Origin of the sequence: Streptomyces sp. NPDC051555, from assembly GCF_044454405.1 — a bacterium.
Lineage (GTDB): Bacteria > Actinomycetota > Actinomycetes > Streptomycetales > Streptomycetaceae > Streptomyces.
Map to the genome: position 1 here is coordinate 62,943 of NZ_JBITDP010000025.1, position 21,350 is coordinate 84,292.

At 71.3% G+C, this 21,350-nt stretch carries 19 protein-coding genes; 6 read left to right on the forward strand and 13 right to left on the reverse strand.

Annotated elements, in window-relative coordinates; all coding sequences use genetic code 11:
* Positions 1 to 43: 43 nt before the first annotated feature.
* The 3 genes from ACIBEA_RS35495 to panB all read right to left on the reverse strand — a co-directional run bounded on the left by ACIBEA_RS35495 (position 44) and on the right by panB (position 2,868).
* Positions 44 to 895 carry an ABC transporter permease gene (locus tag ACIBEA_RS35495; RefSeq protein WP_399267315.1) on the reverse strand — a complete coding sequence of 284 codons (852 nt, stop codon included), beginning with the start codon at positions 893 to 895 and terminating at the stop codon, positions 44 to 46.
* Positions 892 to 1,914 carry an ATP-binding cassette domain-containing protein gene (locus tag ACIBEA_RS35500; protein WP_399267316.1) on the reverse strand — a complete coding sequence of 341 codons (1,023 nt, stop codon included), beginning with the start codon at positions 1,912 to 1,914 and terminating at the stop codon, positions 892 to 894. Before ACIBEA_RS35500 ends, ACIBEA_RS35495 begins: the two co-directional genes overlap by 4 nt.
* Before the next feature lie 93 nt (positions 1,915 to 2,007).
* Positions 2,008 to 2,868, reverse strand: coding sequence for a 3-methyl-2-oxobutanoate hydroxymethyltransferase (panB, locus tag ACIBEA_RS35505; RefSeq protein WP_399267318.1), 861 nt, complete (start codon positions 2,866 to 2,868; stop codon positions 2,008 to 2,010).
* Positions 2,869 to 3,186: 318 nt separating this feature from the next.
* Here panB and ACIBEA_RS35510 point away from each other — a divergent pair, with 318 nt between their 5' ends.
* Positions 3,187 to 4,215 (forward strand): endonuclease/exonuclease/phosphatase family protein, encoded by a 1,029-nt coding sequence (locus ACIBEA_RS35510; protein ID WP_399267319.1) that lies wholly within the window; start codon positions 3,187 to 3,189, stop codon positions 4,213 to 4,215.
* 51 nt (positions 4,216 to 4,266) lie between these two features.
* Here ACIBEA_RS35510 and ACIBEA_RS35515 read toward each other — a convergent pair whose 3' ends face one another.
* From ACIBEA_RS35515 to ACIBEA_RS35530, 4 genes are all read right to left on the reverse strand, one after another.
* Complete coding sequence (locus tag ACIBEA_RS35515; RefSeq protein ID WP_399267320.1) at positions 4,267 to 6,021, reverse strand: NAD+ synthase; 1,755 nt, start codon at positions 6,019 to 6,021, stop codon at positions 4,267 to 4,269.
* A gap of 167 nt (positions 6,022 to 6,188) precedes the next feature.
* Positions 6,189 to 7,367: a DUF4190 domain-containing protein gene (locus tag ACIBEA_RS35520; RefSeq protein ID WP_399267321.1), complete on the reverse strand. Its 1,179-nt coding sequence runs from the start codon at positions 7,365 to 7,367 to the stop codon at positions 6,189 to 6,191.
* A gap of 117 nt (positions 7,368 to 7,484) precedes the next feature.
* A complete protein-coding gene (locus ACIBEA_RS35525) occupies positions 7,485 to 9,215 on the reverse strand; it encodes a multicopper oxidase family protein (RefSeq protein ID WP_399267322.1) in 1,731 nt (576 codons plus the stop codon).
* A gap of 94 nt (positions 9,216 to 9,309) precedes the next feature.
* A complete protein-coding gene (locus ACIBEA_RS35530; protein WP_399267323.1) occupies positions 9,310 to 9,780 on the reverse strand; it encodes a DUF6153 family protein in 471 nt (156 codons plus the stop codon).
* 72 nt (positions 9,781 to 9,852) lie between these two features.
* Between ACIBEA_RS35530 and ACIBEA_RS35535 the strand changes: the two genes are divergently transcribed.
* Positions 9,853 to 10,539: a DUF998 domain-containing protein gene (locus ACIBEA_RS35535; protein ID WP_399267324.1), complete on the forward strand. Its 687-nt coding sequence runs from the start codon at positions 9,853 to 9,855 to the stop codon at positions 10,537 to 10,539.
* Positions 10,536 to 11,456: an alpha/beta fold hydrolase gene (locus ACIBEA_RS35540; protein ID WP_399267325.1), complete on the forward strand. Its 921-nt coding sequence runs from the start codon at positions 10,536 to 10,538 to the stop codon at positions 11,454 to 11,456. Before ACIBEA_RS35535 ends, ACIBEA_RS35540 begins: the two co-directional genes overlap by 4 nt.
* On the opposite strand, the gene ACIBEA_RS35545 is transcribed toward ACIBEA_RS35540, so the two are convergent.
* The 3 genes from ACIBEA_RS35545 to ACIBEA_RS35555 form a co-directional block, all read right to left on the reverse strand.
* Positions 11,453 to 11,872 (reverse strand): CBS domain-containing protein, encoded by a 420-nt coding sequence (locus tag ACIBEA_RS35545; protein ID WP_399267326.1) that lies wholly within the window; start codon positions 11,870 to 11,872, stop codon positions 11,453 to 11,455. The two genes, ACIBEA_RS35540 and ACIBEA_RS35545, sit on opposite strands and share 4 nt — an antisense overlap.
* Positions 11,873 to 12,027: 155 nt before the next feature.
* Positions 12,028 to 12,690, reverse strand: coding sequence for a DUF305 domain-containing protein (locus ACIBEA_RS35550; RefSeq protein WP_399267374.1), 663 nt, complete (start codon positions 12,688 to 12,690; stop codon positions 12,028 to 12,030).
* A 65-nt stretch (positions 12,691 to 12,755) separates the two neighbouring features.
* Positions 12,756 to 13,412 (reverse strand): DUF3105 domain-containing protein, encoded by a 657-nt coding sequence (locus tag ACIBEA_RS35555; RefSeq protein WP_399267327.1) that lies wholly within the window; start codon positions 13,410 to 13,412, stop codon positions 12,756 to 12,758.
* 215 nt (positions 13,413 to 13,627) lie between these two features.
* Between ACIBEA_RS35555 and glnA the strand changes: the two genes are divergently transcribed.
* Together glnA and ACIBEA_RS35565 are read left to right on the forward strand one after the other, a co-directional pair.
* A complete protein-coding gene (gene glnA, locus ACIBEA_RS35560; protein ID WP_330330117.1) occupies positions 13,628 to 14,989 on the forward strand; it encodes a type I glutamate--ammonia ligase in 1,362 nt (453 codons plus the stop codon).
* 401 nt (positions 14,990 to 15,390) lie between these two features.
* Positions 15,391 to 15,861 (forward strand): hypothetical protein, encoded by a 471-nt coding sequence (locus ACIBEA_RS35565; RefSeq protein ID WP_399267328.1) that lies wholly within the window; start codon positions 15,391 to 15,393, stop codon positions 15,859 to 15,861.
* A 74-nt stretch (positions 15,862 to 15,935) separates the two neighbouring features.
* Here ACIBEA_RS35565 and ACIBEA_RS35570 read toward each other — a convergent pair whose 3' ends face one another.
* The gene (locus ACIBEA_RS35570; RefSeq protein ID WP_399267329.1) at positions 15,936 to 16,955 is read right to left on the reverse strand and encodes a hypothetical protein; all 1,020 of its coding nucleotides are present in this window, start codon (positions 16,953 to 16,955) and stop codon (positions 15,936 to 15,938) included.
* 202 nt (positions 16,956 to 17,157) lie between these two features.
* On the opposite strand from ACIBEA_RS35570, the gene ACIBEA_RS35575 reads away from it, so the two are divergent.
* Positions 17,158 to 18,021 (forward strand): hypothetical protein, encoded by an 864-nt coding sequence (locus tag ACIBEA_RS35575; protein ID WP_399267330.1) that lies wholly within the window; start codon positions 17,158 to 17,160, stop codon positions 18,019 to 18,021.
* A gap of 14 nt (positions 18,022 to 18,035) precedes the next feature.
* On the opposite strand, the gene ACIBEA_RS35580 is transcribed toward ACIBEA_RS35575, so the two are convergent.
* Complete coding sequence (locus tag ACIBEA_RS35580) at positions 18,036 to 18,941, reverse strand: hypothetical protein (RefSeq protein ID WP_399267331.1); 906 nt, start codon at positions 18,939 to 18,941, stop codon at positions 18,036 to 18,038.
* A 167-nt stretch (positions 18,942 to 19,108) separates the two neighbouring features.
* Positions 19,109 to 21,223 (reverse strand): PIG-L family deacetylase, encoded by a 2,115-nt coding sequence (locus tag ACIBEA_RS35585; RefSeq protein ID WP_399267332.1) that lies wholly within the window; start codon positions 21,221 to 21,223, stop codon positions 19,109 to 19,111.
* Between the last annotated feature and the right edge of the window lie 127 nt (positions 21,224 to 21,350).

Below are 21,350 nucleotides of genomic sequence, written 5' to 3' on the forward strand. Positions count from 1 at the left end.
TGGCGGGCCCGGGACGCGATCCGGTCCCGCCCGGATCGGTCCGTCAGGTCTTGTTGCGGAACTTGCGCACCGCGATCGGCATGGTGATCACGGTGATGCCGACCGACCAGGCCAGCGTGATCCACACCGAGTTGCCGATCGGCGTGCCGTTGATCAGGGCGCGGGCCGCGTCGGCCAGGTTGGACAGCGGGTTGTAGTCGGTGAAGGACTGCAGCCAGCCGGGCATCGTGGTCGGCGGGGCGAAGATCGAGCTGCCGAACTGGAGCGGCATCAGGACCAGCATCGCCATGCCCTGCACGGCCTGGGCGGTCTTCATCGTGAGACCGAGCAGGATGAAGATCCACATCAGCGAGGCGCCGAAGACGGCCGCCAGGCCGATGGACGCCAGCAGGTCCAGGACCGAGGTCTTGATGGACAGGCCCAGCATGAAGCCGACGGCCAGCAGGATCGCGATGGCGACCATCATGCGGCCGACCTCGACCACGATCTTGGCGATGAGCACCGAGGACCGGGCGATGGGCATGGACCGGAAGCGGTCCATCACGCCCTTCTTGAAGTCGTCGTTGACGCCGGTGCCGACGCCCATCGCGATGTTCATGCCCATCATGGCCATCAGGCCCGGGACGACGTAGTTGACGTACTCCTGCTGGTTCCCCTTGCCGGAGATCGCACCGCCGAAGACGAAGACGAACAGCAGCGTGAAGATGATCGGCATCAGCAGGACGTCGAACATCGACTCGGGGTCCTGCTTGATCTGCAGGACGTTGCGGCGGGCCAGCGCGCCGATGTGGCGCAGGTGGGCGCGCGGGCCCAGGCGGCCCTCGTCGCTCACGGGCGGCGGCCCGGAGACCGGGGCGGAGCGGGTGGGGGCGGGCTTCGTGGTGACGGTGCTCATGCCGCTACCTCCTCGGTCTGGTGGGCGTCTGCGGGGACGGCCTTGTGGCCGGTGATGGAGAGGAAGACCTCGTCCAGGCTGGGCAGGTAGGTGCCCAGGTCGGCGATGGCGTAGCCGCGGGCGGCCAGCAGGCCCACCACCGCGGTCAGCTGCTCGTCGCTCAGGATCGGGACCAGCAGGACACCCTCGTCCGGCACGGCCTGGCTGCCGGCGACGCCGTCCAGGCCGGTCTCGGCCAGCGAGCGGGCCATCCCCGGCAGGTCGGCCGGGTCCGCGGGGCGGATCTTCAGGGTGCGACCGCCGACACGGGCCTTCAGCTCGTCGACCTTGCCGTTGGCGATGACCTTGCCGTGGTCGATGACCGTCAGCTCGCTGGCGAGCTGCTCGGCCTCCTCCATGTACTGGGTGGTGAGCAGGACCGTCGCGCCCTCGGCGACCATCCGCTGCACCTCGTCCCACACCTCGTTGCGGGTACGGGGGTCCAGACCGGTGGTCGGCTCGTCCAGGTAGAGCACCGCCGGGCTGCCGATCATGGAGGCGGCGAGGTCCAGGCGCCGCCGCATGCCGCCGGAGTAGTTCATGACGGCCTTCTTGGCCGCCTCGGTCAGCGAGAACCGCTCCAGCAACTCGTCCGCGCGGCGGCGGGCGTCCTTGCGGGACAGGTCCAGCAGCCGCCCGATCATGTAGAGGTTCTCCCAGCCGGAGAGCTTCTCGTCGACCGAGGCGTACTGACCGGTGAGGCCGATGGTGCGGCGCAGCTGCCGCGGCTGGCGGACCACGTCGAAGCCCGCGACGACGGCGGTGCCGGCGTCCGGGGCGATCAGGGTGGAGAGGATACGGACCAGGGTGGTCTTCCCGGCGCCGTTCGGGCCGAGGACCCCGAGGACCGTGCCCTCGCGGACGTCCAGGTCCACGCCGTCCAGTGCTTTGGTCTCGCCGTAGTGCTTGACCAGTCCCCGCACTTCTACTGCGTGGGCGCCGTGTGCCCCACGGCCGGGGGTGATGTCGTTTCGCGTCATGTCCTCATGGGACCAGAGGGCACTGACAAAGCGCCGACAGCCGGCCGACAGCACCTGTCGGCCGGCTGTCGGTGGGTCGCCGACGGCCGTCGGTCAGTGAACGCTGTGCTCTTCCAGCGGGAACGTCCCGCCGACCACGTCCTCGGCGAAGGCCTTCGCCGCGTCCGTCATCGTCGCCCGCAGGTTCGCGTACTGCTTCACGAACTTCGGCATCTTTCCGCCGGTCAGGCCCATCATGTCGGTCCACACCAGGACCTGCGCGTCGCACTCCGAACCCGCGCCGATGCCCACGGTCGGGATGTGCAGGGACCGGGTCACCTCGGCCGCCAGCTCGGCCGGCACCAGCTCCAGCACCACCGCGAAGGCACCCGCGTCCTGCGCCGCCTTCGCGTCCCGCAGCAGCTGGTGCGCGGCCTCGTCGCCGCGACCCTGCACCCGGTACCCCATGGCGTTGACGGACTGCGGGGTCAGCCCCAGGTGGGACATGACCGGGATGCCGGACTGCACGATCAGCTCGGTCTGGGCCAGCGAGCGCTGGCCGCCCTCCAGCTTGACCGCGCCGACACCGGCCTCCTTGACCAGGCGCGTGGCGCTGCGCAGCGCCTGGACCGCGCCTTCCTGGTACGAGCCGAACGGCAGGTCGCCGACGATCAGGGCCCGGCTGGTGCCCCGCACGACGGCCGCCGACAGCAGGGTCATCTCGTCCATGGTCACCGGGACGGTGGTCTCGTAGCCGAGGTGACAGTTGCCCATGGAGTCGCCGACGAGCATGACCGGGATCCCGGCCTCGTCGAAGACGGACGCGGTCATCGCGTCGTAAGCGGTGAGCATGGGCCACTTCTCGCCGCGTTCCTTGGCGATGCCGAGGTCACGGACGGTGATGCGACGGCTCCCCTTGCCCCCGTACAGGGTGGGGCCGGCGGCTTCGCGGGCAGGCGAAACGGCATGCGTCATTGCAACTGCTCCTTGTGTCATCTCGAGGCACCCTCACGGCGTCCCCGGACTCACCCACCATGGTGGCACCACCGCGCCCCGGGACGGTAGTGCTCCGCCACCCGGTCCGTCACACCCGCCCCGCGTCCCGGCGGCTTCCCAGCCGCCCGCGAGGCGCGCCCGAGCCAATGTGCGCGTTTCGTGACAAGCGGAACCTTGTCCGCACGGTCGTTCGTCCTCCGGGTTGTACGGGCCGGTGAGGACGGCACGGATGGCTTCGGACATCGCCTAGGGTCAAGGGGCGGGGACGGAGCGCGAGCACGGCAGTGAGGGCATGGCATGGCACAGGCGTACGTGACGGATACGGGGAACGGCGGTCCGGAGCCAGAGCCCTCCGGATCCGGCCTCCGTGGCCGACTGGCCGCCCTGCGCAAGGATCCGGGGATCTGGCGGCGCGGCATCGTCACCGCCGTGGTCGCCGTGTTGATCGCGCTCGTGATGGTCTTCCACGCCACGCTGCCCAATGACGTGGGCAACCTCGGCAGCCTCATCGAGACCTTCCTGCCGTGGCTGGCGGTGCCCATCGCCGTGCTGCTGGTCATCGGGCTCGTCCGCAAGTCCGCGACGGCCCTGATCGCGCTGCTGCTCCCGTCCGTGATCTGGGTGCACCTCTTCGGCGGCCTGGTCACCGACAAGTCCGGCGCGGGCGGCAACCTGATGGTCGCCACCCACAACGTCGACGCCGACAACCTCGACCCGCGCGGCACCGCCGCCGCGATGGCGAAGTCGGGGGCCGACGTGCTGGCGCTGACCGAGCTCAAGGCGAGCGCCGTGCCGCTCTACGAGGAGGGCCTCGCGGGCACGTACAAGTACCACGCGGTCGAGGGCACCGTCGGCGTGTGGAGCAAGTACCCGCTGTCCTCCAGCAAGCCCGTCGACATCAAGCTCGGCTGGACCCGCGCCATGCGCACCACCGTGGACACCCCCTACGGCCAGGTCGCCACCTACATCGCGCACCTTCCCTCGGTCCGGGTGAAGCTGAACGCGGGCTTCACCGCCAACCAGCGCGACAACAGCGCCGGGGCCCTGGGCGCCGCGCTCGCCGGCGAACCGCTGAAGAAGGTCCTGCTGCTCGGCGACCTCAACGGCACGATGAACGACCGCGCCCTGTCCGAGGTCACCTCGCAGATGCGCTCCACACAGGGCGCGGCGGGCGACGGCTTCGGCTTCAGCTGGCCGGCCCAGTTCCCGATGGCCCGGATCGACCAGATCATGGTCCGCGGCATCACGCCCCAGGCCTCCTGGACGCTGGGGCGCACCGGCAGCGACCACCTGCCGATCGCCGCGCGGCTCACCGTCCGGCCGTGACACCGGGCTCCCGGTGCGGGCGCTGTGCGCACCCGCACCGGGGGAGCGGGCTCAGCCCCGCTCGCGCCAGCCGTTGGTGATCGGCAGCCGGCGGTCCTTGCCGAAGCCCTTCGCGGAGATCTTGGTGCCCGGCGGGTACTGGCGGCGCTTGTACTCCGCCGTGTCCACCATCCGCAGGGTCTTGGCGACCAGCGCCCGGTCGTAGCCGGCCGCGACGATCTCCTCCAGGCCCTGGTCCCGGTCCACGTACAGCGCCAGGATCCCGTCGAGCACCGGGTAGTCGGGCAGCGAGTCCGTGTCCACCTGGCCCGGGCGCAGCTCGGCGCTCGGCGGCTTCTCGATCGAGGAGACCGGGATCGGCGGGACCTCGCCGCGCTCGACGGCCGCCCGGTTGCGGTGGCGGGCGAGCCGGAAGACGTCGCTCTTGTAGACGTCCTTGATCGGGCCGTAGGCGCCGACGGAGTCGCCGTAGAGGGTCGAGTAGCCGACGGCCAGCTCCGACTTGTTGCCCGGGGCCAGCACGATGTGGCCCTCCTGGTTGGACACCGCCATCAGCATCGTGCCGCGCAGCCGGGACTGGAGGTTCTCCTCGGCCAGGCCGGTCAGGCCCAGTGCACCCATGTAGGCGTCGAACATCGGCTCGATCGGCACGGTCCGCAGGTGCAGGCCGGTGCGCTCGGCCAGGTCGGCCGCGTCGCCCTTGGAGTGCTCCGAGGAGTACTTCGACGGCATCGAGATGCCGTGGACGTTCTGGGCGCCGATCGCGTCGCAGGCGATCGCGGCGACGAGCGCGGAGTCGATGCCGCCGGAGAGCCCGATCAGGACCGAGCGGAAGCCGTTCTTGAGGACGTAGGCGCGCAGGCCCACGACCAGGGCGTCGTAGACCTCCTCGTCGTCGTCGAGCCGCTCGGCGTACCCACCGGTGACCACGGCGTCGTACGGTTCCACCGGCTCCTCGGACAGGACGACCCGGTCGATCCGCAGCCCGTCCTCCACCACGCCCTCGACGGGGGTCGGGGAGGCGGCGGGCAGGTCCAGGTCGACCAGCACGCAGCCCTCGGAGAACTGCGGGGCCCGCGCGATCACCTCGCCGTCGGCGTCGACGACGATGGAGTCGCCGTCGAAGACCAGCTCGTCCTGACCGCCGATCATCGCCAGGTACGCGAGGGTGCAGCCGGCCTCCCGGGCGCGCTTCTGCACCAGTTCGAGGCGCAGGTCGTCCTTGTTGCGCTCGTAGGGCGAGGCGTTGACGGAGACGAGCAGCCCCGCCCCGGCGGCGCGGGTGGCCGGGACCCGGCCGCCCTCCTGCCAGAGGTCCTCGCAGATGGCCAGGGCCACGTCCACGCCGCGCACCCGGATCACCGGCTGGGTGTCGCCCGGCACGAAGTACCGGAACTCGTCGAAGACCCCGTAGTTGGGCAGGTGGTGCTTGGCGAAACGGAGGGCGACCTTCCCGCCGTGCAGGACGGCGGCCGCGTTCTCCGGGGAACCGGCGGGCCGGCCGAGCCGCGGCACGGCCTGCTCGGTCCGGTCGAGGTAGCCGACGATCACCGGCAGGTCGCCGAAGCCCTCGGCCGCGAGCCGCTCCGCGAGGGCGACGAGCGCGGTGCGCGAGGCCTCGACGAAGGAACCGCGCAGCGCGAGGTCCTCGACGGGGTAGCCGGTCAGCGCCATCTCGGGGAACGCCACCAGGTGGGCGCCCTGCTCGGCGGCGTGCCGGGTCCAATGGACGACGGAGTCGGCGTTGGCGACGATGTTGCCGACGTGCGCGTCGATCTGATTCAGAGCGAGACGAAGTTGGGGCACGGCCCCACTCTAATCTCTAATCGTCGTTCTGACGCGATGTCCCTGACGTGATGCCCCGACGCGGTGTCCCGGAAAGCCCCGTCGGGACACCGCGTCGGCCCGGGCCGGACCGGACCGGCGTATCGGTCCGGTTCGGTCCGGTTCGGTTCGGTTCGGTCCGGGGCGGCTCAGCCGAGCGTGCCGCTCCAGATGGCGCCGTCGTACTTGCCGATGCCGGGCGCGATCTCGAACTGGATGCCCTTGGTGCCCTCGGGCAGACCGAAGGCGAAGACGCCGGTGGCCGACTGGCCGGGCAGCAGCGAACCGGAGAACGGCCGCTCCACCTTGAAGTCGTACATCCGCTTCGACTCCAGCCCCTTGTCGTCGCGCGCGGAGGGCAGCGCGGCGCGCAGCTCGACCTTCTCCTTCGAGTTGTTGGTGATGGTGACGGTCACCTTCGCCGCGAACTTCGGGCGGTCCGGGTCGTACTTGTTGGGCTCCGGCGTGTAGCCGGCGGCCTCCTTGACCGCGACCTCGACCCCGTCGGGGTAGGTGAAGGCCTTGCCGAAGGGCAGCGCGGAGGTCTTGCCCGGGACGTCGACCTCGGGGCTCGGGCTCTCGTCCGCGAACTCGTCCTCGTCGGCATCGTTCCAGGTGTCGCTGTGCCTCGGCGGCAGGCCCTCGTTGACCTGCTTGTCGATCCTCTTGACGATCTGGCTGGTGAAGTACGTCCCGGCGCCCGCCGCGGCCAGGCCGAGCACGCCGAGCACCGTGCCGGCTATCGCCATGGTCTTGCGCGGGGCGCCCTTGGACGCCTGGACCATGCCCGCGATGCCGAGGCCGATGGCGACCAGCGCGAGCAGCGCGCCGCCCCAGAAGAAGAAGGGGATGAAGCCGATCGGCACGCTCAGCACGCCGCAGACCAGGGCCGCCACGGCCATGCCGTTGTTCTGCGGGGGGCCGGAGACGCCCGGGTAGGGCATGTTGGCGTACGCGCCGCCGTGCGGGCCCCACGGGTTCGCGGGCGGCTGCGGCTGACCGTACGGCTGGGCGCCGCCGGGCGCGCCCGGCGCGCCGGCGGACGGCGGGCCGAAGGGCGAGGGCGACGGCGGCGCGAAGGCCGAGGGCGCGGGCGCGGTCGGCGCGGTGGCCGGCGCGGGCACGGCCGGGGTCCCGATCATGGTCGCCGCATGGTGCACCGACGGGGTCGCGGGGGTCGCGGGGGCGGGCGTCGGGGTGCCCTCGGCCACCGTCGGCGGGCCGGACGGCGCGGCTGCGGGCGGCGTGTCGGCGGACGGCGCGCCGACGGGCGGCGCGCCGACGGGCGGCGTGTCGGCGGACGGCTTCGAGGGCTTGCTCAGGTCCAACGAAAATCCTCATGTAGGGGTGCGGCGCGGTGATCTTCCACCCTGCCACGCCCCGCACCCCCGACCAACCGGATTGCCGGCTCCCGGATCAGCGCCCGGGAGCCGGCCACCGGGCCGTCAGTGTTGGTACCCCAGCACCGTCATCATCCCGGCCTCCGCGTGGTAGACGTTGTGGCAATGCAGCATCCACAGCCCCGGGTTGTCGGCGTCGAAGTCGGCCGTCAAGGTGGCCCCCGGCAGGATGACCGCGGTGTCCTTGCGGGCGCCGCCCGGCTGCCCGCCGAGGGCGAAGGTGTGCCCGTGCAGGTGCAGCGGGTGCCACATCGTTGTGGAGTTGTTGAACTCCAGCCGGACCCGTTCGCCCGCCTTCACCGGGTGCCGCTGGTCCGCCGTGTACGGCTTCCCGTCGAAGGCCCAGTCGTACGCCGCCATCCCGCCCGTCAGCTTGATGCGCAGCGTCCGGTCGGGCCCCCGCGCGGCGAGGGCCGCGGCCCCGGCGGCCCGCAACCGGTCCGCGGTCAGGGGCGGAGCGGCCAGCTCGGCGGGCCGGGTCGCGGCGGTGGGCGCCGCCCCGCTCCCGGTGCGCAGCAGCGCGAGCGCCGAGGCGCCGTCCCCCTTGCCCTCGGCCAGCGCGGTCAGCGGGAAGACGCCGTCCCCGGCCGTGACGAGGACGTCGTACCGCTCGCCCATGCCGAGCAGCAGCGAGCCGGTCCTCGCGTGTTCCATGGGGAAGCCGTCGGTGTGCGTGACCGTCAGTTCGTGGCCGCCGAGGGCGAGCCGGAAGGCGGTGTCCCCGCCCGCGTTGATGATCCGCAGCCGGATCCGCTCGCCGGGGCGGGCCGTGAAGACGGAAGGGTCCTGCGCCGTGCGCCCGTTGACCAGGTAGTGCGGGTAGGCGACGTCGCCGGTGTCCTTGCCGAGCACGGTGCTGCCCCCGCCACCCATCAGCATGCGCGAGGGCCCGGAGGGGGCGGATGGGGCCGAGCCGGAGGGGGCGGGGGAGCCGGGCGTCATGGCCCCCATGTCGTGGCCGCCGGCGCCGCCGTGGCCCGCTCCCGGGCCCATGCCCCCGCGGAGTTCGGCGAGGACCGCGTCCGGGGTGGAGCCGTCGATCCCGTCCAGCCAGTCGTCCAGGACCACCACCCACTCCTTGTCGTAGGAGAGGGGCTCCCGGGGGTCCTCGACGATCAGCGGGGCGTACAGCCCGCGGTCCTGCTGTACCCCGGAGTGCGGGTGGAACCAGTACGTCCCCGGGTGCGGCACGGCGAAGCGGTACGTGAACGACGCGCCCGGCGCGACGTCCCGCTGGGTGAGCCCCGGCACCCCGTCCATGTCGTTGCGCAGGGCCAGGCCGTGCCAGTGCAGGGAGGTCGCCTGGGGCAGGTGGTTGGCCAGGGTCAGGGCGAGGGTGCCGCCCGCGGTGACCCGCACCTCCTGGCCCGGCAGCCGGTCACCGTAGGCCCAGGAGCGCGCGGTCAGGCCCGCCCCGAGGTCCAGCGGGCCCGCGGTGGCGGTCAGTTTCACCTCGCTGACCGGGCCGGTGGCCTTGCGGGCCGCCTCCGCGGCCCGGACCTCGGGGCCGGCGGGGTCGACGTAACCGCCGGGTGCGGGAGGGGTGGAGCCGCCGCCCGTGGATCCGTGGCCCATGGATCCGTGGTCCATGCCGGAGCCCCCGGAACTGCCCGAACAGGCGGCGAGGAGGGCGGATCCGGCCACGGCGGCGGAGGCGCCGAGCACGGCCCGCCGGGTGGAGAGGGCGGGGAGGGTGGGGCGGGGCGTGCTGTCGGTGCTGTTGCTAGTGCTGTTGCTAGTACTGCTGCTGCTGCTGGTGGTCGCGGGAGAGCGCATGGACGTGCACCTCGTGGGTGTGGTGACGCGTGGGTGGATGGGCGACGGCTGCCGTCGCTCCCGCGGGCGTGCGGGGGCCACGGCGCGGCCCGTCCTATACGCGCAGCACCACCAGTCGGGCGAGGAGTTCCCGGCCCGTGGGCGGATCGGGCCCGCCGTGCGCCCGCACCCCGCGGGCCTCGCGCCGAGCGGTGGCCGCGGCCCCGGTCCGCGCCAGCACGAGCACGCTCACCAGGCTGATCCCGGCGAGCAGCACGGCCAGGCACACCGACATGGGGTCCATCGCCATCCCGCCGTCCGGCCCGCGCACCTGCGTCCCCGCCTCATCGGCGGGTGCGGGCACGTCCGGTGCGGCCACGGTCGGTGCGGGCATCGCGTGGGCGCCGGGTCCGGGCGCGGGCGCCCCGTGGGCAACGGTGTGGGCGGTCGCTGCGTCCTGTCCGACAGGGGAGTCGTCCGGGTGGCCCAGCGTGTGCATGGTGACGATGCCCAGCAGCAGCGCGGCGAGCAGCAGCACCCGGGACCACCGGGCGGCTCGCGGCGTGCGGCGGGCAGCGGACGTCATGCGCGGCAGCTTACCCCGGGTGGGTATCCGATGATCCGATTGGCCCCGGCCCTGCTTAGGATTGGTCCCACTATGTCCACAAACGGTACGCGGCGCGTCGCCGCCCTCATCGGCCTGGGCGCCGCCGCCTACACCGCCTGGGTGCTCGAAGTCGTACTGTCCACCGGTCTGAACCCCATCGAGACCTACGTCAGCGAACTCGCCGCCCAGGACCAGCCGCTCGGCGGCCTCTTCCGGGCCACCGACTTCACCGCCGGCCTGCTGGCCTTCGCGGGCGGCCTGTTCGCCCTCCTGCGGCTGCGCACCCACGCCGGATCCCGGCGGCCCTGGGCGGTCATCGGCTGGGCGGGCGTCACCCTCTTCGGCGCCTCCACCGCCGCCGACGCCTGGCTGCCGCTCAGCTGCACCCCGACCGTCGATCCCGAATGCGCCGCCCGGGAGACCGCCGGCCTGGTCCCCGCGACCCACCAGGCCCACGCCATCAGCAGCAGCCTGGCCATGACCGGGGCCCTCGTCGGCATCGTCGCCCTGACCGTCGCCGCGCGCCGGTACGGCTGGTGGGCCCCGCTCGCCCGCTACGGCCCGGTGCTCGTGACGCTGGAACTCCTCGCCACCGCGTGGACCCTGAGCGCGATCGCCCTCTTCACCGCCGGGCGCGGGACCTGGGCGCTCGGCGCGGGCCAGCGGCTCCAGGTGCTGTTCGTCGCGCTCTGGCTCGGCCTGCTCGCGTACTCCGTCCACAAGGAGCGCCGCACATGACGGGCGCCCGGGGGGTCGGCCGCGGGGAGTACGGGGTCCCGGGGGTCGGCGGGACCCGCACGGCGTACGAGGGCTTCGTGCGGTCCGGCGACGGGGTGCCGCTGCACGTGGTGGTCGAGGGCAGCGGCCCGGTCTGCGTGCTGGCCGCCGGCCTCGGGCTCGGCTGGTTCGACTGGGACCCGGTGGCCGCGCTGCTGGCCCCGCATCGCACCGTCGTCCGCTTCGACCGCCCCGGCCACGGGCTCAGCGCCCCCGCCGCCGAGCCGCCGACCGCCGCGGGCGAGGCCCGCCGGATCGCGGCGCTGCTCGACGCGCTCGGCCCGGCCGGGCGGGCCCCCGCCACCGTCGTCGGCCACTCCATCGCCGGCTTCCACGCCGAAGCCTTCGCCCGCCTCCACCCGGCCCGGGCCGCCGCACTGGTGCTGCTCGACAGCAGCGTCGAGGAGGGGCCCCCGCGGCCGCTGCTCCCGGCCACCGTGCGCAGCGGCGCCGCGCGGGCGCTCGGGCGGGCCGTCACCGCCGCCGGACTGCCCGCCGCCGTCGGGCCGCTGCTGCGCCGGGCCGGCGTACGGGCCTCCCGTACCGGCGGCGCCGACCCGGCCGCGCGGGAACTCGTACGCCGCTGCTACCGCACCGGCCGGGTCTGGCGCGGGACCCTGCTGGAGAACTCCCGCTACCCGGACGTGGCCGCCGAGGTGCTGGCCCTGCGCGCGGAGCACCCGCTGTCCGCGCCCGTCACGGTGCTCGCGGGCTACGACGGCTCGGCGCGCCCGGGTGCGCTGCACTGGCTCGGCCGCCAGGCGGACCTCGCCGACCGGCTGGGCGCCCGCTTCGAGGTGGCCGACCCCTCGGGGCACATGGTCATGCTGGACCGTCCGGACCAGGTGGCCCGGACGGTCCTGGACGCGCCGGTCTAACCCCGGGCGTAGACCTTCTCGGCCCAGCCCGCTATCTGCTCGTCCGAGAGGTGGCGGGCCAGGTCGGCCTCGCTGATCATGCCGACCAGCCGCTTGTCCCGGATGACCGGCAGCCGCCGGATGCGGTGGTTCTGCATCTCGTCGAGCACGTCCGACACGTCCGCCCCGGCGTCGATCCATCGGGGGGTGCCCTGCGCCATGTCCCCGGCCGTGGTCTTCGCCGGGTCGTGGCCCTTGGCCACGCAGCCCACCACGATGTCCCGGTCGGTCAGGATCCCGCAGAGCCGTTCGTTCACGTCGCTGATCGGGAGCGCGCCCACGCCGAGGCGCGCCATCAGCTGGGCCGCCCGGTCCAGGGTCTCGGTGGCGGGGATCCATTGGGCCCCGGGGTGCATGATCTCTCCGGCGGTGGTCATCGCGAACCTCCTGAGCACGCCGTTTCGCCGGGCGCGGGGTGCGTCCGCGGCGGCCCCACCATCCTGGGTCACCCGTTCGGCCCACGCGAGCGCTGGCGGCCGTACGGGTGAAACGGGCGGGCGATACGGACGGGCGATACGGACGGGGCCCGGGCTCACGGGCGCGGTGCGGCTCCGCGCTTGCCCAGCATGTCCGCCATCAGGGTCAGCTCCGACTGCTGCGCCTCGGCCATGCCCTGGGCCAGCCTCTGCTCGACAGGGGTCCGGCAGAGCTTCGCGCAGCCCAGCGCCATCGCGACCCCGCCCTTGTGGTGGTCGGTCATCAGCTGGAGATAGAGGACCTCGGCATCCCGCCCCTGGGCGGTGCCCAGCCGGGCCAGCTCCTCCTTCGTGGCCATCCCGGGCATCAGCGCGCCCGGCTTGGTCGTGGCGCCGGCGCCGGAGTGCCCCGCCATGCCCTCCGTGCCCTGCGCGGCGCCCGTGTCGCCCATGCTGCCCATGTCGTGGGCGGCGGCCCCGTCGCCGGCGTTCATCCAGGACATCGGCGGGTCGCCGGGCGTCACCTTCGGCAGCCCCCACAGGTCCAGCCAGCCCAGCAGCATCCCGCGCTGGTTCGCCTGGGTGTTGGCGATGTCGTAGGCGAGGTTGCGGATCGCCTCGTCCTGGGTGCGGTCGCGCACGATGAACGACATCTCCACCGCCTGCTGGTGGTGCACCGCCATGTCCCGGGCGAACCCCGCGTCCGGGGAGGACACCGCGGGCACCCGCCCGGGGCCGTCCGCCGCGTCCGCGGTGCCTCCGCTCACGGCCGCGATCATCGTCGCGGCCGCCGCGAAGAGCAGCGCCAGTACGACCGCGCTGCCCGCCGCCCAGTAGGTACGGCTCACTTCTGGTCCAGGCCGCTCGTGCAGGCCGCACCGGGCTCCGGGGTCTGCGTGCCCTGGACGTAGGTGCTGAAGAACGTATCGACGCTCGGGTCCGTCGCCTTGTCCACACGGAGCTGCTTGCCCCAGGCACTCAGCATGATCGCGCCGGACTGGGTCTTGTCCGGGCTCATCAGCGTGTACGGGGTCTTGCCCACCTTCGCCGCGAGCGCGTCGACGTCCGCCTTGGCGGCCTTGTCGTTGTAGGTGACCCAGACCGCGCCGTGCTCCAGCGAGTGGACCGCGTTCACCTCGGGGATCGGGTTCTTGTAGACGTCACCGTTGCAGTTCATCCAGCGCGGGTTGTGGTCACCGCCGACCGGGGGGTTCATCGGGTACTTCACCGGGGTCTCGACGTGCGTGCGCCCGAGCTTCTTGGCGTCCCAGCTCGCCACGCCGGTCACCGAGTCCGTGGTGAAGCCGGGAGGGGCGTCCTTCTTGTCGATCTGGTTCTTCAGCACGTACCCGCCGAAGCCGACGAGACCGGCGACGAGGACCGTGGACCCGGTGATGACGAGGATCTTGTTGCGCCGGTCACGGGACTTCTCCGCCCGGCGCATATCGGCTATGCGCGCCTTGCGGGACGGGTCCGGGGTGCTGCTGGACTTGCTCGCCATGTCAGTCCTTCTGCGGGGAGGGGTGGGCTGGGGGGACCCCTATGGGCGCAGATGGTAATGCTCATGACCGGCCCAAGGTCAGTCCGGGGGTGCCACGGGCTTGCGGGGGTGCGTAATCTGGCGGAAACCACCGCTCGCGATACTGGGTACGCCCGACCGTGCCCCACGGCCGCTGGATGTGGTGCACAGGCCGTCTGAACTGCGAGGATGAAGGCATGGACAAGCAGCAGGAATTCGTCCTCCGGACGCTCGAGGAGCGCGACATCCGCTTCGTGCGCCTGTGGTTCACCGACGTACTGGGCTTCCTGAAGTCCGTCGCGGTCGCGCCCGCAGAGCTGGAGCAGGCCTTCGACGAGGGCATCGGCTTCGACGGCTCGGCGATCGAGGGCTTCGCCCGGGTCTACGAGTCGGACATGATCGCGAAGCCGGATCCGAGCACCTTCCAGATACTGCCGTGGCGGGCGGAGGCCCCCGGTACCGCGCGGATGTTCTGCGACATCCTGATGCCCGACGGCTCCCCGTCCTACGCGGACCCGCGCTACGTGCTCAAGCGCATCCTGAACAAGACCTCCGACCTGGGCTTCACCTTCTACACCCACCCGGAGATCGAGTTCTTCCTGCTCAAGGACAAGCCGCTGGACGGCACGCGCCCGACCCCGGCCGACAACTCGGGCTACTTCGACCACACCCCGCAGAACGTCGGCATGGACTTCCGCCGCCAGGCGATCACCATGCTCGAATCCATGGGCATCTCGGTGGAGTTCAGCCACCACGAGGGCGCCCCGGGCCAGCAGGAGATCGACCTGCGCTACGCCGACGCGCTCTCCACGGCCGACAACATCATGACCTTCCGCCTGGTCATGAAGCAGGTCGCCCTCGAACAGGGCGTCCAGGCCACTTTCATGCCGAAGCCGTTCTCGGAGTACCCCGGCTCGGGCATGCACACCCACCTCTCCCTCTTCGAGGGCGACCGCAACGCCTTCTACGAGTCGGGCGCCGAGTACCAACTCTCCAAGGTGGGCCGCTCCTTCATCGCGGGCCTGCTGCGCCACGCCGCCGAGACGGCCGCGGTCACCAACCAGTGGGTCAACTCCTACAAGCGCATCTGGGGCGGCTCCTCGCGCACCGCGGGCTCCGGCGGCGAGGCGCCCTCGTACATCTGCTGGGGCCACAACAACCGCTCGGCCCTGATCCGCGTCCCGATGTACAAGCCGGGCAAGACCGGCTCCTCGCGCATCGAGGTCCGCTCGATCGACTCGGGCGCCAACCCCTACCTGACGTACGCGGTCCTCCTGGCCGCGGGCCTCAAGGGCATCGAGGAGGGCTACGAACTCCCGGCCGGCGCCGACGACGACGTCTGGGCCCTCTCCGACGCGGAACGCCGAGCGATGGGCATCGAACCCCTCCCGCAGAACCTGGGCGAGGCCATCTCCCTGATGGAGCGCAGCGAACTCGTCGCGGAGACCCTGGGCGAGCACGTCTTCGACTTCTTCCTGCGCAACAAGAAGCAGGAGTGGGAGGAATACCGCTCGGAGGTCACCGCCTTCGAACTCCGCAAGATGATGCCGGTGCTGTAAAGGCAGGTCAGGCGGCCTTTCGGGGCAGAACCACACTCAGGGCCAGCGGCACTCAGCCGCTGGTCCTGAGTCGTCTCACTCGCCCTGGGCCGTCTGTGGGCCGTCCGCCGCGGAATCCGAGGCTCACGGGAGGTTCGTCCGGCCGGATCCTGGGGAGCGCGCCGTCCACGGGCGGGCAGTACTCCGCGGGTGTCCTCCAACTTCGGGGCCCCGGTCAGAACGGTGAGTCCTTCCGGGATGAGATCCGGTACCGCCCAACGGGCTTCGGGGAACTCCGCCCGGAAGAGGGCATCGGCGGTCCAGGTGGCTCGGCGGTTCGCGCGTCCCCGTGGCTCTGCTCCTCCAGCACGGGCAGTACCTCGGAGACCATGCTCATGCCATCGGTGTCATAATCGGACATTGTGTGGACAACGCTTGCGCCGCTCATCGGCGTCCTGCTCGGCGGGTTCATGTCGATGCTGGTCCAGCGCTCGGCAGGACGCGCCGTGGAACGCGGCGAGGCGCGCCGCGGTGTTCGTGAACTTGCCGAGGCGCGCCGCAACGAGCGTCTCACCCACCTCATCGAATTTCTGTCTGCGGTGCAGGAAGCCGAACGGGTCGCGGTGGATCGGCATCACCACAACCTGGCTGACGAGCAGTGGCAGGCCCGGGCGAGGCAGGTCCTTGACCGGGTGTGGGTGATGCAGAAGACGATCCACATGCTGTGCACGTCTGAGGTCAGCGAAGCGGCACGTGGCCTCGCGTGGGCAGTACAGGAAGTGATCAGGAAGGGCCCCGAAGACCCGGGAGAGCCACAGGATGAGAAGGTCTGGGCGTACATCCGTCCGAGCCGACAGGTATTCCTTGATCTCGTGCGCGACCAGCTGAGTTGAAACCCTGGGGAGGGATTCGGCAGCTGAGATCCTGCGCAACAAGAAGCAGGCGTGGGAGGAGTACCAGAGACGGCCTAGGTCTGAACCGCGCCGTCCTCACTTCGCAGATTCCCGTCCACCTGCACTTCTTCGCCCGCCTGTTGAGGGATCGCCCGCTCCGGCCAAATGACATTCTCGTTCGCCCGGCGATGCGCGAGGGAAACGCTCGCCAGTGTTGCGACGAACCATGCCATCACCGCCATGCCCCACCAGCCGAATTCGTCCCAGGCGAGCACGAGGCTGGGCGCCAGCAGGCAGACGTACGCGAGGCGCAGCCGCCATTTGTGCAAGGGGAGGGCTGGGACGTCGAGCTTGACGCTGTATTCGCTGACAATGGTCCAGTCGTCGATGAAGAACGCGAATACGTAGGACAGTACGGCCATCCATAGGCCATCGATTCCACGCCCCTGGAGCAACCACATGATCGTCAGCGCGGAAAGGAAAACGCCACCTTGGGCGTTCGTCAGGTTCAGCTGTCGCATCCCTTTCCAGAGGCTGGCGGCAGATCCTTCGTTCTTCAGGGCGGCGCGGATTTGGGTGCAGTAACGAATCAGCGCCGTCACCGCAACGAGCGTGGTGGTGATGCGCAGGATCAGCGATCCGCTGGAGACCTGCTCCTTCAGGCCGTCGAGCAAACGTCCCTGGTCATGGATGATCACGGGGAACCAGTCGCCGACGCTGACGAAGGGATCGCTCAGGGCCATGACGCAGCAAGCGACTGCCAGGCCCAAGTTTATGGAACCCTGGGCCATGCTGAATCCGAGCCGCACGCTCGTGGTGAATGCGGTGCGTGAAAGATGCTCCATCTTCCACTGCTTCGCATCCAGGAGTTGCTCGTCGGTGAACGCGCGCAGCTCGCTCGGGGACGAGACTTGAGATGCGCGACGAAGTGAAGCGCGGAACCCCAGCCGGGGCGCCATTTCCACCCCGTCGAACACTTCTCGCCTCACGGTCTTCCGCGCGACACGCTGAGAGATCATGCCCGCCAGGAGATATGTGGCGAATCCTGCAACAGCGGCAGATCGGACGACCGGGTCATTCAGTAGCTGCGCCACGGCTCCTCCTGGAACGGGATTCAGGGGCGTCATCATTCCAGGACGACGATCGGGGCGGAGGCGGTTGGCGCAGATTCACCCCGCCGGATCCGTCTCGTTTCCCCTGTCGGTGAGTTGCCGGCCCGGTTCGGCGAGCGTTCACTGGGAATGGCGCGGGACGCGAGCGCGGCTCGTAGGCGCCCTGATCGAGGTGATCCCGGACATGGACCTCACGCGCAGGATCCGGCAGTCACTCCCCGTGAGCAAGAAGCGCCAGAAGAGGGAATGGTTCGAGAACGAGAGGAAGGCCAAGGAGGCCAAGGACGCCGAGATCCTGGCGAGGAGGCAGCGGATCGAGGCGAGGCGGAAGGAGTGCAAGAAGGACAGGAAGAAGAGGGACAGGACCGGCTGGATCTGTGTCGGGTTCGGGCTGGCGGTCCTCACGGTGGCGGCTTACTTCGGACTCGTCGACCACCACCTGTTGCTCCTGCTGTGCGGGGCGTTCTACGGGACCCTGTTGGCCGTCGTAGGGCTTTTCGTCCTGTCCAACAAGACGGTCGAGATCGAGATGCAGTCGCTGGCGGACGAGGAAGAACTACTGGAGACCAGGGACAAGGCTCCGGCCGTCAAGTCCTACCGGCTGTTCAAACAACACCAGCAGGAGCTCAAGAGGTACTACGACCAGTCGCTCTCGCATGCCGCCATCCTGTTCTTCACCGGGATCGCGTGCATAATCGCGGGGCTCTCCATCGTCGGGGTCACCCTCTACATCCTGACGCGGCAGCCCAGGGTGGAGCTGCCCGGGCAGATCCTCATCGGTGCGTTGGGCGGCATCAGCGCGATCCTCAGCAACTTCATCGCCGCGATCTTCCTGAAGATGTTCAAGACGGCCGCCGAGTCCCTGTCGGCGCAACACCGTCAGTTGACGTCCATCCACTTCCTCCACTTCGGGAACTTCCTGGCCGAGAAGCTGACTTCGGAGGATTTGCGGGACGACACGCTGAGCGCCATGTGCACGTCCCTTGCGGGGGCCCTGAACGTGCCGGAGGGCGGGCCCGGTGCCCCGAAGGGGGCGGGCCCGCCCTAGGGGCGGTGCGGGGGTCAGGACTTGGTCAGGGTGACCAGCTTCGTCTTCGTGGCCGTGATGACCCTGCCGCCGTCGGGGTCGTAGGCGCGGATCACCGCGTCGACGTTCAACTTGCCCTTGACGAAGGCGACGCCGTTCAGGTTGCGGGACTCGCCCGTCCACGGCACCGGCTGGCCCGGGATGCAGGCGACCTCGGTGGAGTACACGATGCCGTCGGTGGTCGTGTGCGCCAGCTGCTGGACCGAGGTGCCGGTCACGGAGAGCCGGACGGGCTTGGAGCAGGTGACCGTGCCGTGCAGGGTGGCGCGGCCGGTCGCGGAGACCACCTTGCCGTCGGCGGCGACGGTCAGGCTCAGGGCCAGGCGGGGCGGGACGGGGGTCGCGGTGATGGTGAGCTCGCCCCGCAGCACGTTGCGGTCGTCGCAGTCCTGGTTGTAGTAGACGTGCAGCTCCTTCACCGTGCGTCCCGGGCCCCACTCCAGCTTCTTGATGCCGAAGCCGCCGGTGAGGGTGGAGCAGCCGCCGTAGTGGTAGCCGTTGGCGAACACGCTCGGTACGGCGGGACGCGGGCCGGTCTCCGGGACGCGGACCGCGTCGGCGTAGTTGCCCACCGCCAGTTCCTGGCCCGCGGGCGCGGCCAGGTCGAGGGTCCACGGGTCGCCCGGCCGGTTGATGGTCACCGAGATCGAGCCGTGGTCGGCGGAGGCGGTCGCGCCGAAGACGTCGCCGTCCGTCGAGGCGTACCAGCGGGCCTGGTCGTCGCCGCCCGCGCCCGGGTCGCCGGACCACATGAACGAGCTGTTCCCGACCGGTGCGGCCTCGGCGACGGCGCCGCCGAGCAGGCCGGCCGCGGCCGGCAGGACCATGGCGAGCAGGGCGGCCGTGCGGACCAGGCCGCGTCCGGGCATGCGTATCTTCACTGTTCGGTTCCCCCCGAGTGGTGTGGCGTCACGCGTCAGGCCATGACGGCCTGAACCCGATGATCTTTGCCTGTCGGTTCAGGACATGGCAAGACGCAACATCGGGGGATTTCAGGGGACTTCGGGGACAGGTGCCGGGGGGCGTCGGGTGGGCGTCGGGTCGGGCGTCAGGGGTGGGTGACCGCCGGGCGCCAGATCGTGCGCGAGACGCGGCTCAGGCTCAGGTCGGCGATGTCCGGGAGCGTGGTGGTGACGTGCAGCTCCGCGTCCAGGCCCAGGACCGCCGTGGTCGTGGCGCCGGCCGCGTCCAGGATGCTGGAGGGCGCGCCGGCGTACAGCATCTGGGACTCCGTCCAGGCGGGCGCCGCACCGAGGGCGGTCGTGCTGATGGTGCCCGTGTCGGCGCGGCCCGTCAGCAGTCGGCCCGCGACGCTCACCGCGCCGTACCCGGCCCGCCCGCCCGCCTCCGCCACGGCCGAGACGACCGGCTTCGGGCCGCCCCCCGCCGTGATCAGCGCGCTGCGCACGGTGCCCGAGTCGGGGCGGCGGAAGTACAGCCGTACGCCGTCCCCTTCGGCGACGGCCGAGACCGGGCCCGTGGTGGCCGGGAGGTCCGTGGCGAAGGGGCCCTGGAAGGGGCCGCCCGGGGTCTGCTGGGTCCAGGCCAGGACCGACTTGGAGGTGGCGGCGTACACGTGGCGGCGACCGGCCGCGTCGGTCACGGCCACCGGGTCGCCCTGGAGGTCCTCGCCGCCGAGCTTCTGCCACGGGCCGAAGGCGCCGCCGGGGGTCTGCTGCTCGCGGGCGCGCAGGATGTGCTGCGCGTCGCGCACGTACACGGCCAGGCGGCCGTCGGCTCCCACGGTGACGGCGGGGCCGCCGAGGTCGGAGGTGCCGGACGCGTCGGAGCCCTCCGGGGTGCCGAGCACCTGCCACGGGCCGAACGGGCCGTCGGGCGCGCCCTGGACGGCGTACACGACCTCGCGCCGGTAGTCCTGCGGCTGCGCGCCCGCCGTGGTGCGGGTGCCGAGTACGCCGATCCGGCCGTCGGGGAACCGGACGGCGGTGGCGCCCGGGTCCATGCCGGGACCGGGCAGCAGCTCGGGGCCGGCCCACTGGGCCTGCGGGCCGGTGCGGGTCCAGTACGCCATGCGGCCGTCGAGGACGGAGAAGGCCCAGAGGCGGCCGGCGACGCCGTCGGTCAGCCAGGAGGTGTCCTCGCCGCGGGAGTAGCGGATGCTCTGTGCCCAGTTGTGGCCGGTGGGGCGGGGGGCGACCTTGCGGTCGCCGCAGCCGTAGGGGCTGCCGCAGTAGTCGGTGCGGTCCAGCCAGGCGTAGGTCTTGAGGAAGTTGACCTTCGCCTCGACCGTCTCGGGGTCGAGCGAGTGGGGCAGGGCGCTGTTGGCGTAGCCGAGGTAGTTCTGCACCGAGAAGTGCGGCCGGGCGGTGACGTCCGCGTAGCGTTCGGTGGCCGCCTGGACGAAGCGGGCGCCGTACATGTGGTCCTGGTGGTCGGTTATCTTCCCGTCCTTGGCGTACCGGCCCGGCGTCGGATCCTGCATCCGTATCGTCGTCGGCTGATACTGCTCCAGGATGCCCGTTATCGCCCGTATCGTCTGGTCCTTGGTGTAGGTGAAGGTCTGCTTCACCGGGCTGCCGGAGGTCAGCAGCGAGGGCAGCGCGGCGACTTGGCCGTTCCACAGCCCGCGCAGGCTCTCGGGGCGGTCGTCGGCGATGGTGCGGGCCTCGGTCAGCTGCATCCACACCAGGTTGATCTGGGGCTTGGACACCAGGACGTCCTGCTCGGCCCAGCCGCCCCCGGCGGTGGGGATCACGGTGCGCTTCCAGGCGCTGGTGCGGTCGCCGGTGGCCATCTGGGCGTAGGCGGAGCGGATGCCGTTCTGCCGGGCCTCGGCATAGTGGGCCCGGTCGGCCGGCTGCGCCGGATCGTTGAAGGACGGCCCGACGGCCTCGTTCTTGCCGTCGGCCTCGCCGGAGGTGAGGTAGGTGGTGGTGACCTTGCGCCCGGAGAGCAGGGAGCGGCTCAGATCCGGGTTCATGAAGAAGAGGTCGTCATCGGGGTGGGCGACGATCTGCAGCACCGAGCCGGCCGTGGTGCTCGGCGGTACGGACACGGCTTGGCGGACCTGGCCCTGCCCCTGCGCGCCCGGACCGGAACCCGCGATGAAGCCCTCGCCGTGGGCGACCGCGAACACGCCGGTGGCACCGGCGGTGAGCACGGTGAGCAGGGTCGCCAGGCGTACGCGGCGGGAAGCGGGCATCGGTCACGCCTTGGGGTCGTTCGGGTGCGGAAGAACCGCCGTGCAGTCAGAAAGAGGTCAATGCGGCGAACTTGGTTCACCGATTCGACCGATGACTCCACCGCTTCCGGGCGTGACCGATTTTGAT

Excerpts from the sequence above, each read along its gene's own strand:
- ACIBEA_RS35495 (WP_399267315.1), bottom strand. The coding sequence starts at position 895 with ATGAGCACCGTCACCACGAAGCCCGCCCCCACCCGCTCCGCCCCGGTC.
- ACIBEA_RS35500 (WP_399267316.1), bottom strand. The coding sequence starts at position 1,914 with ATGACGCGAAACGACATCACCCCCGGCCGTGGGGCACACGGCGCCCAC.
- panB (WP_399267318.1), bottom strand. The coding sequence starts at position 2,868 with ATGACGCATGCCGTTTCGCCTGCCCGCGAAGCCGCCGGCCCCACCCTG.
- ACIBEA_RS35510 (WP_399267319.1), top strand. The coding sequence starts at position 3,187 with ATGGCACAGGCGTACGTGACGGATACGGGGAACGGCGGTCCGGAGCCA.
- ACIBEA_RS35525 (WP_399267322.1), bottom strand. The coding sequence starts at position 9,215 with ATGCGCTCTCCCGCGACCACCAGCAGCAGCAGCAGTACTAGCAACAGC.
- ACIBEA_RS35530 (WP_399267323.1), bottom strand. The coding sequence starts at position 9,780 with ATGACGTCCGCTGCCCGCCGCACGCCGCGAGCCGCCCGGTGGTCCCGG.
- ACIBEA_RS35535 (WP_399267324.1), top strand. The coding sequence starts at position 9,853 with ATGTCCACAAACGGTACGCGGCGCGTCGCCGCCCTCATCGGCCTGGGC.
- ACIBEA_RS35540 (WP_399267325.1), top strand. The coding sequence starts at position 10,536 with ATGACGGGCGCCCGGGGGGTCGGCCGCGGGGAGTACGGGGTCCCGGGG.
- ACIBEA_RS35545 (WP_399267326.1), bottom strand. The coding sequence starts at position 11,872 with ATGACCACCGCCGGAGAGATCATGCACCCCGGGGCCCAATGGATCCCC.
- ACIBEA_RS35550 (WP_399267374.1), bottom strand. The coding sequence starts at position 12,690 with ATGATCGCGGCCGTGAGCGGAGGCACCGCGGACGCGGCGGACGGCCCC.
- ACIBEA_RS35555 (WP_399267327.1), bottom strand. The coding sequence starts at position 13,412 with ATGGCGAGCAAGTCCAGCAGCACCCCGGACCCGTCCCGCAAGGCGCGC.
- glnA (WP_330330117.1), top strand. The coding sequence starts at position 13,628 with ATGGACAAGCAGCAGGAATTCGTCCTCCGGACGCTCGAGGAGCGCGAC.
- ACIBEA_RS35575 (WP_399267330.1), top strand. The coding sequence starts at position 17,158 with ATGGACCTCACGCGCAGGATCCGGCAGTCACTCCCCGTGAGCAAGAAG.
- ACIBEA_RS35585 (WP_399267332.1), bottom strand. The coding sequence starts at position 21,223 with ATGCCCGCTTCCCGCCGCGTACGCCTGGCGACCCTGCTCACCGTGCTC.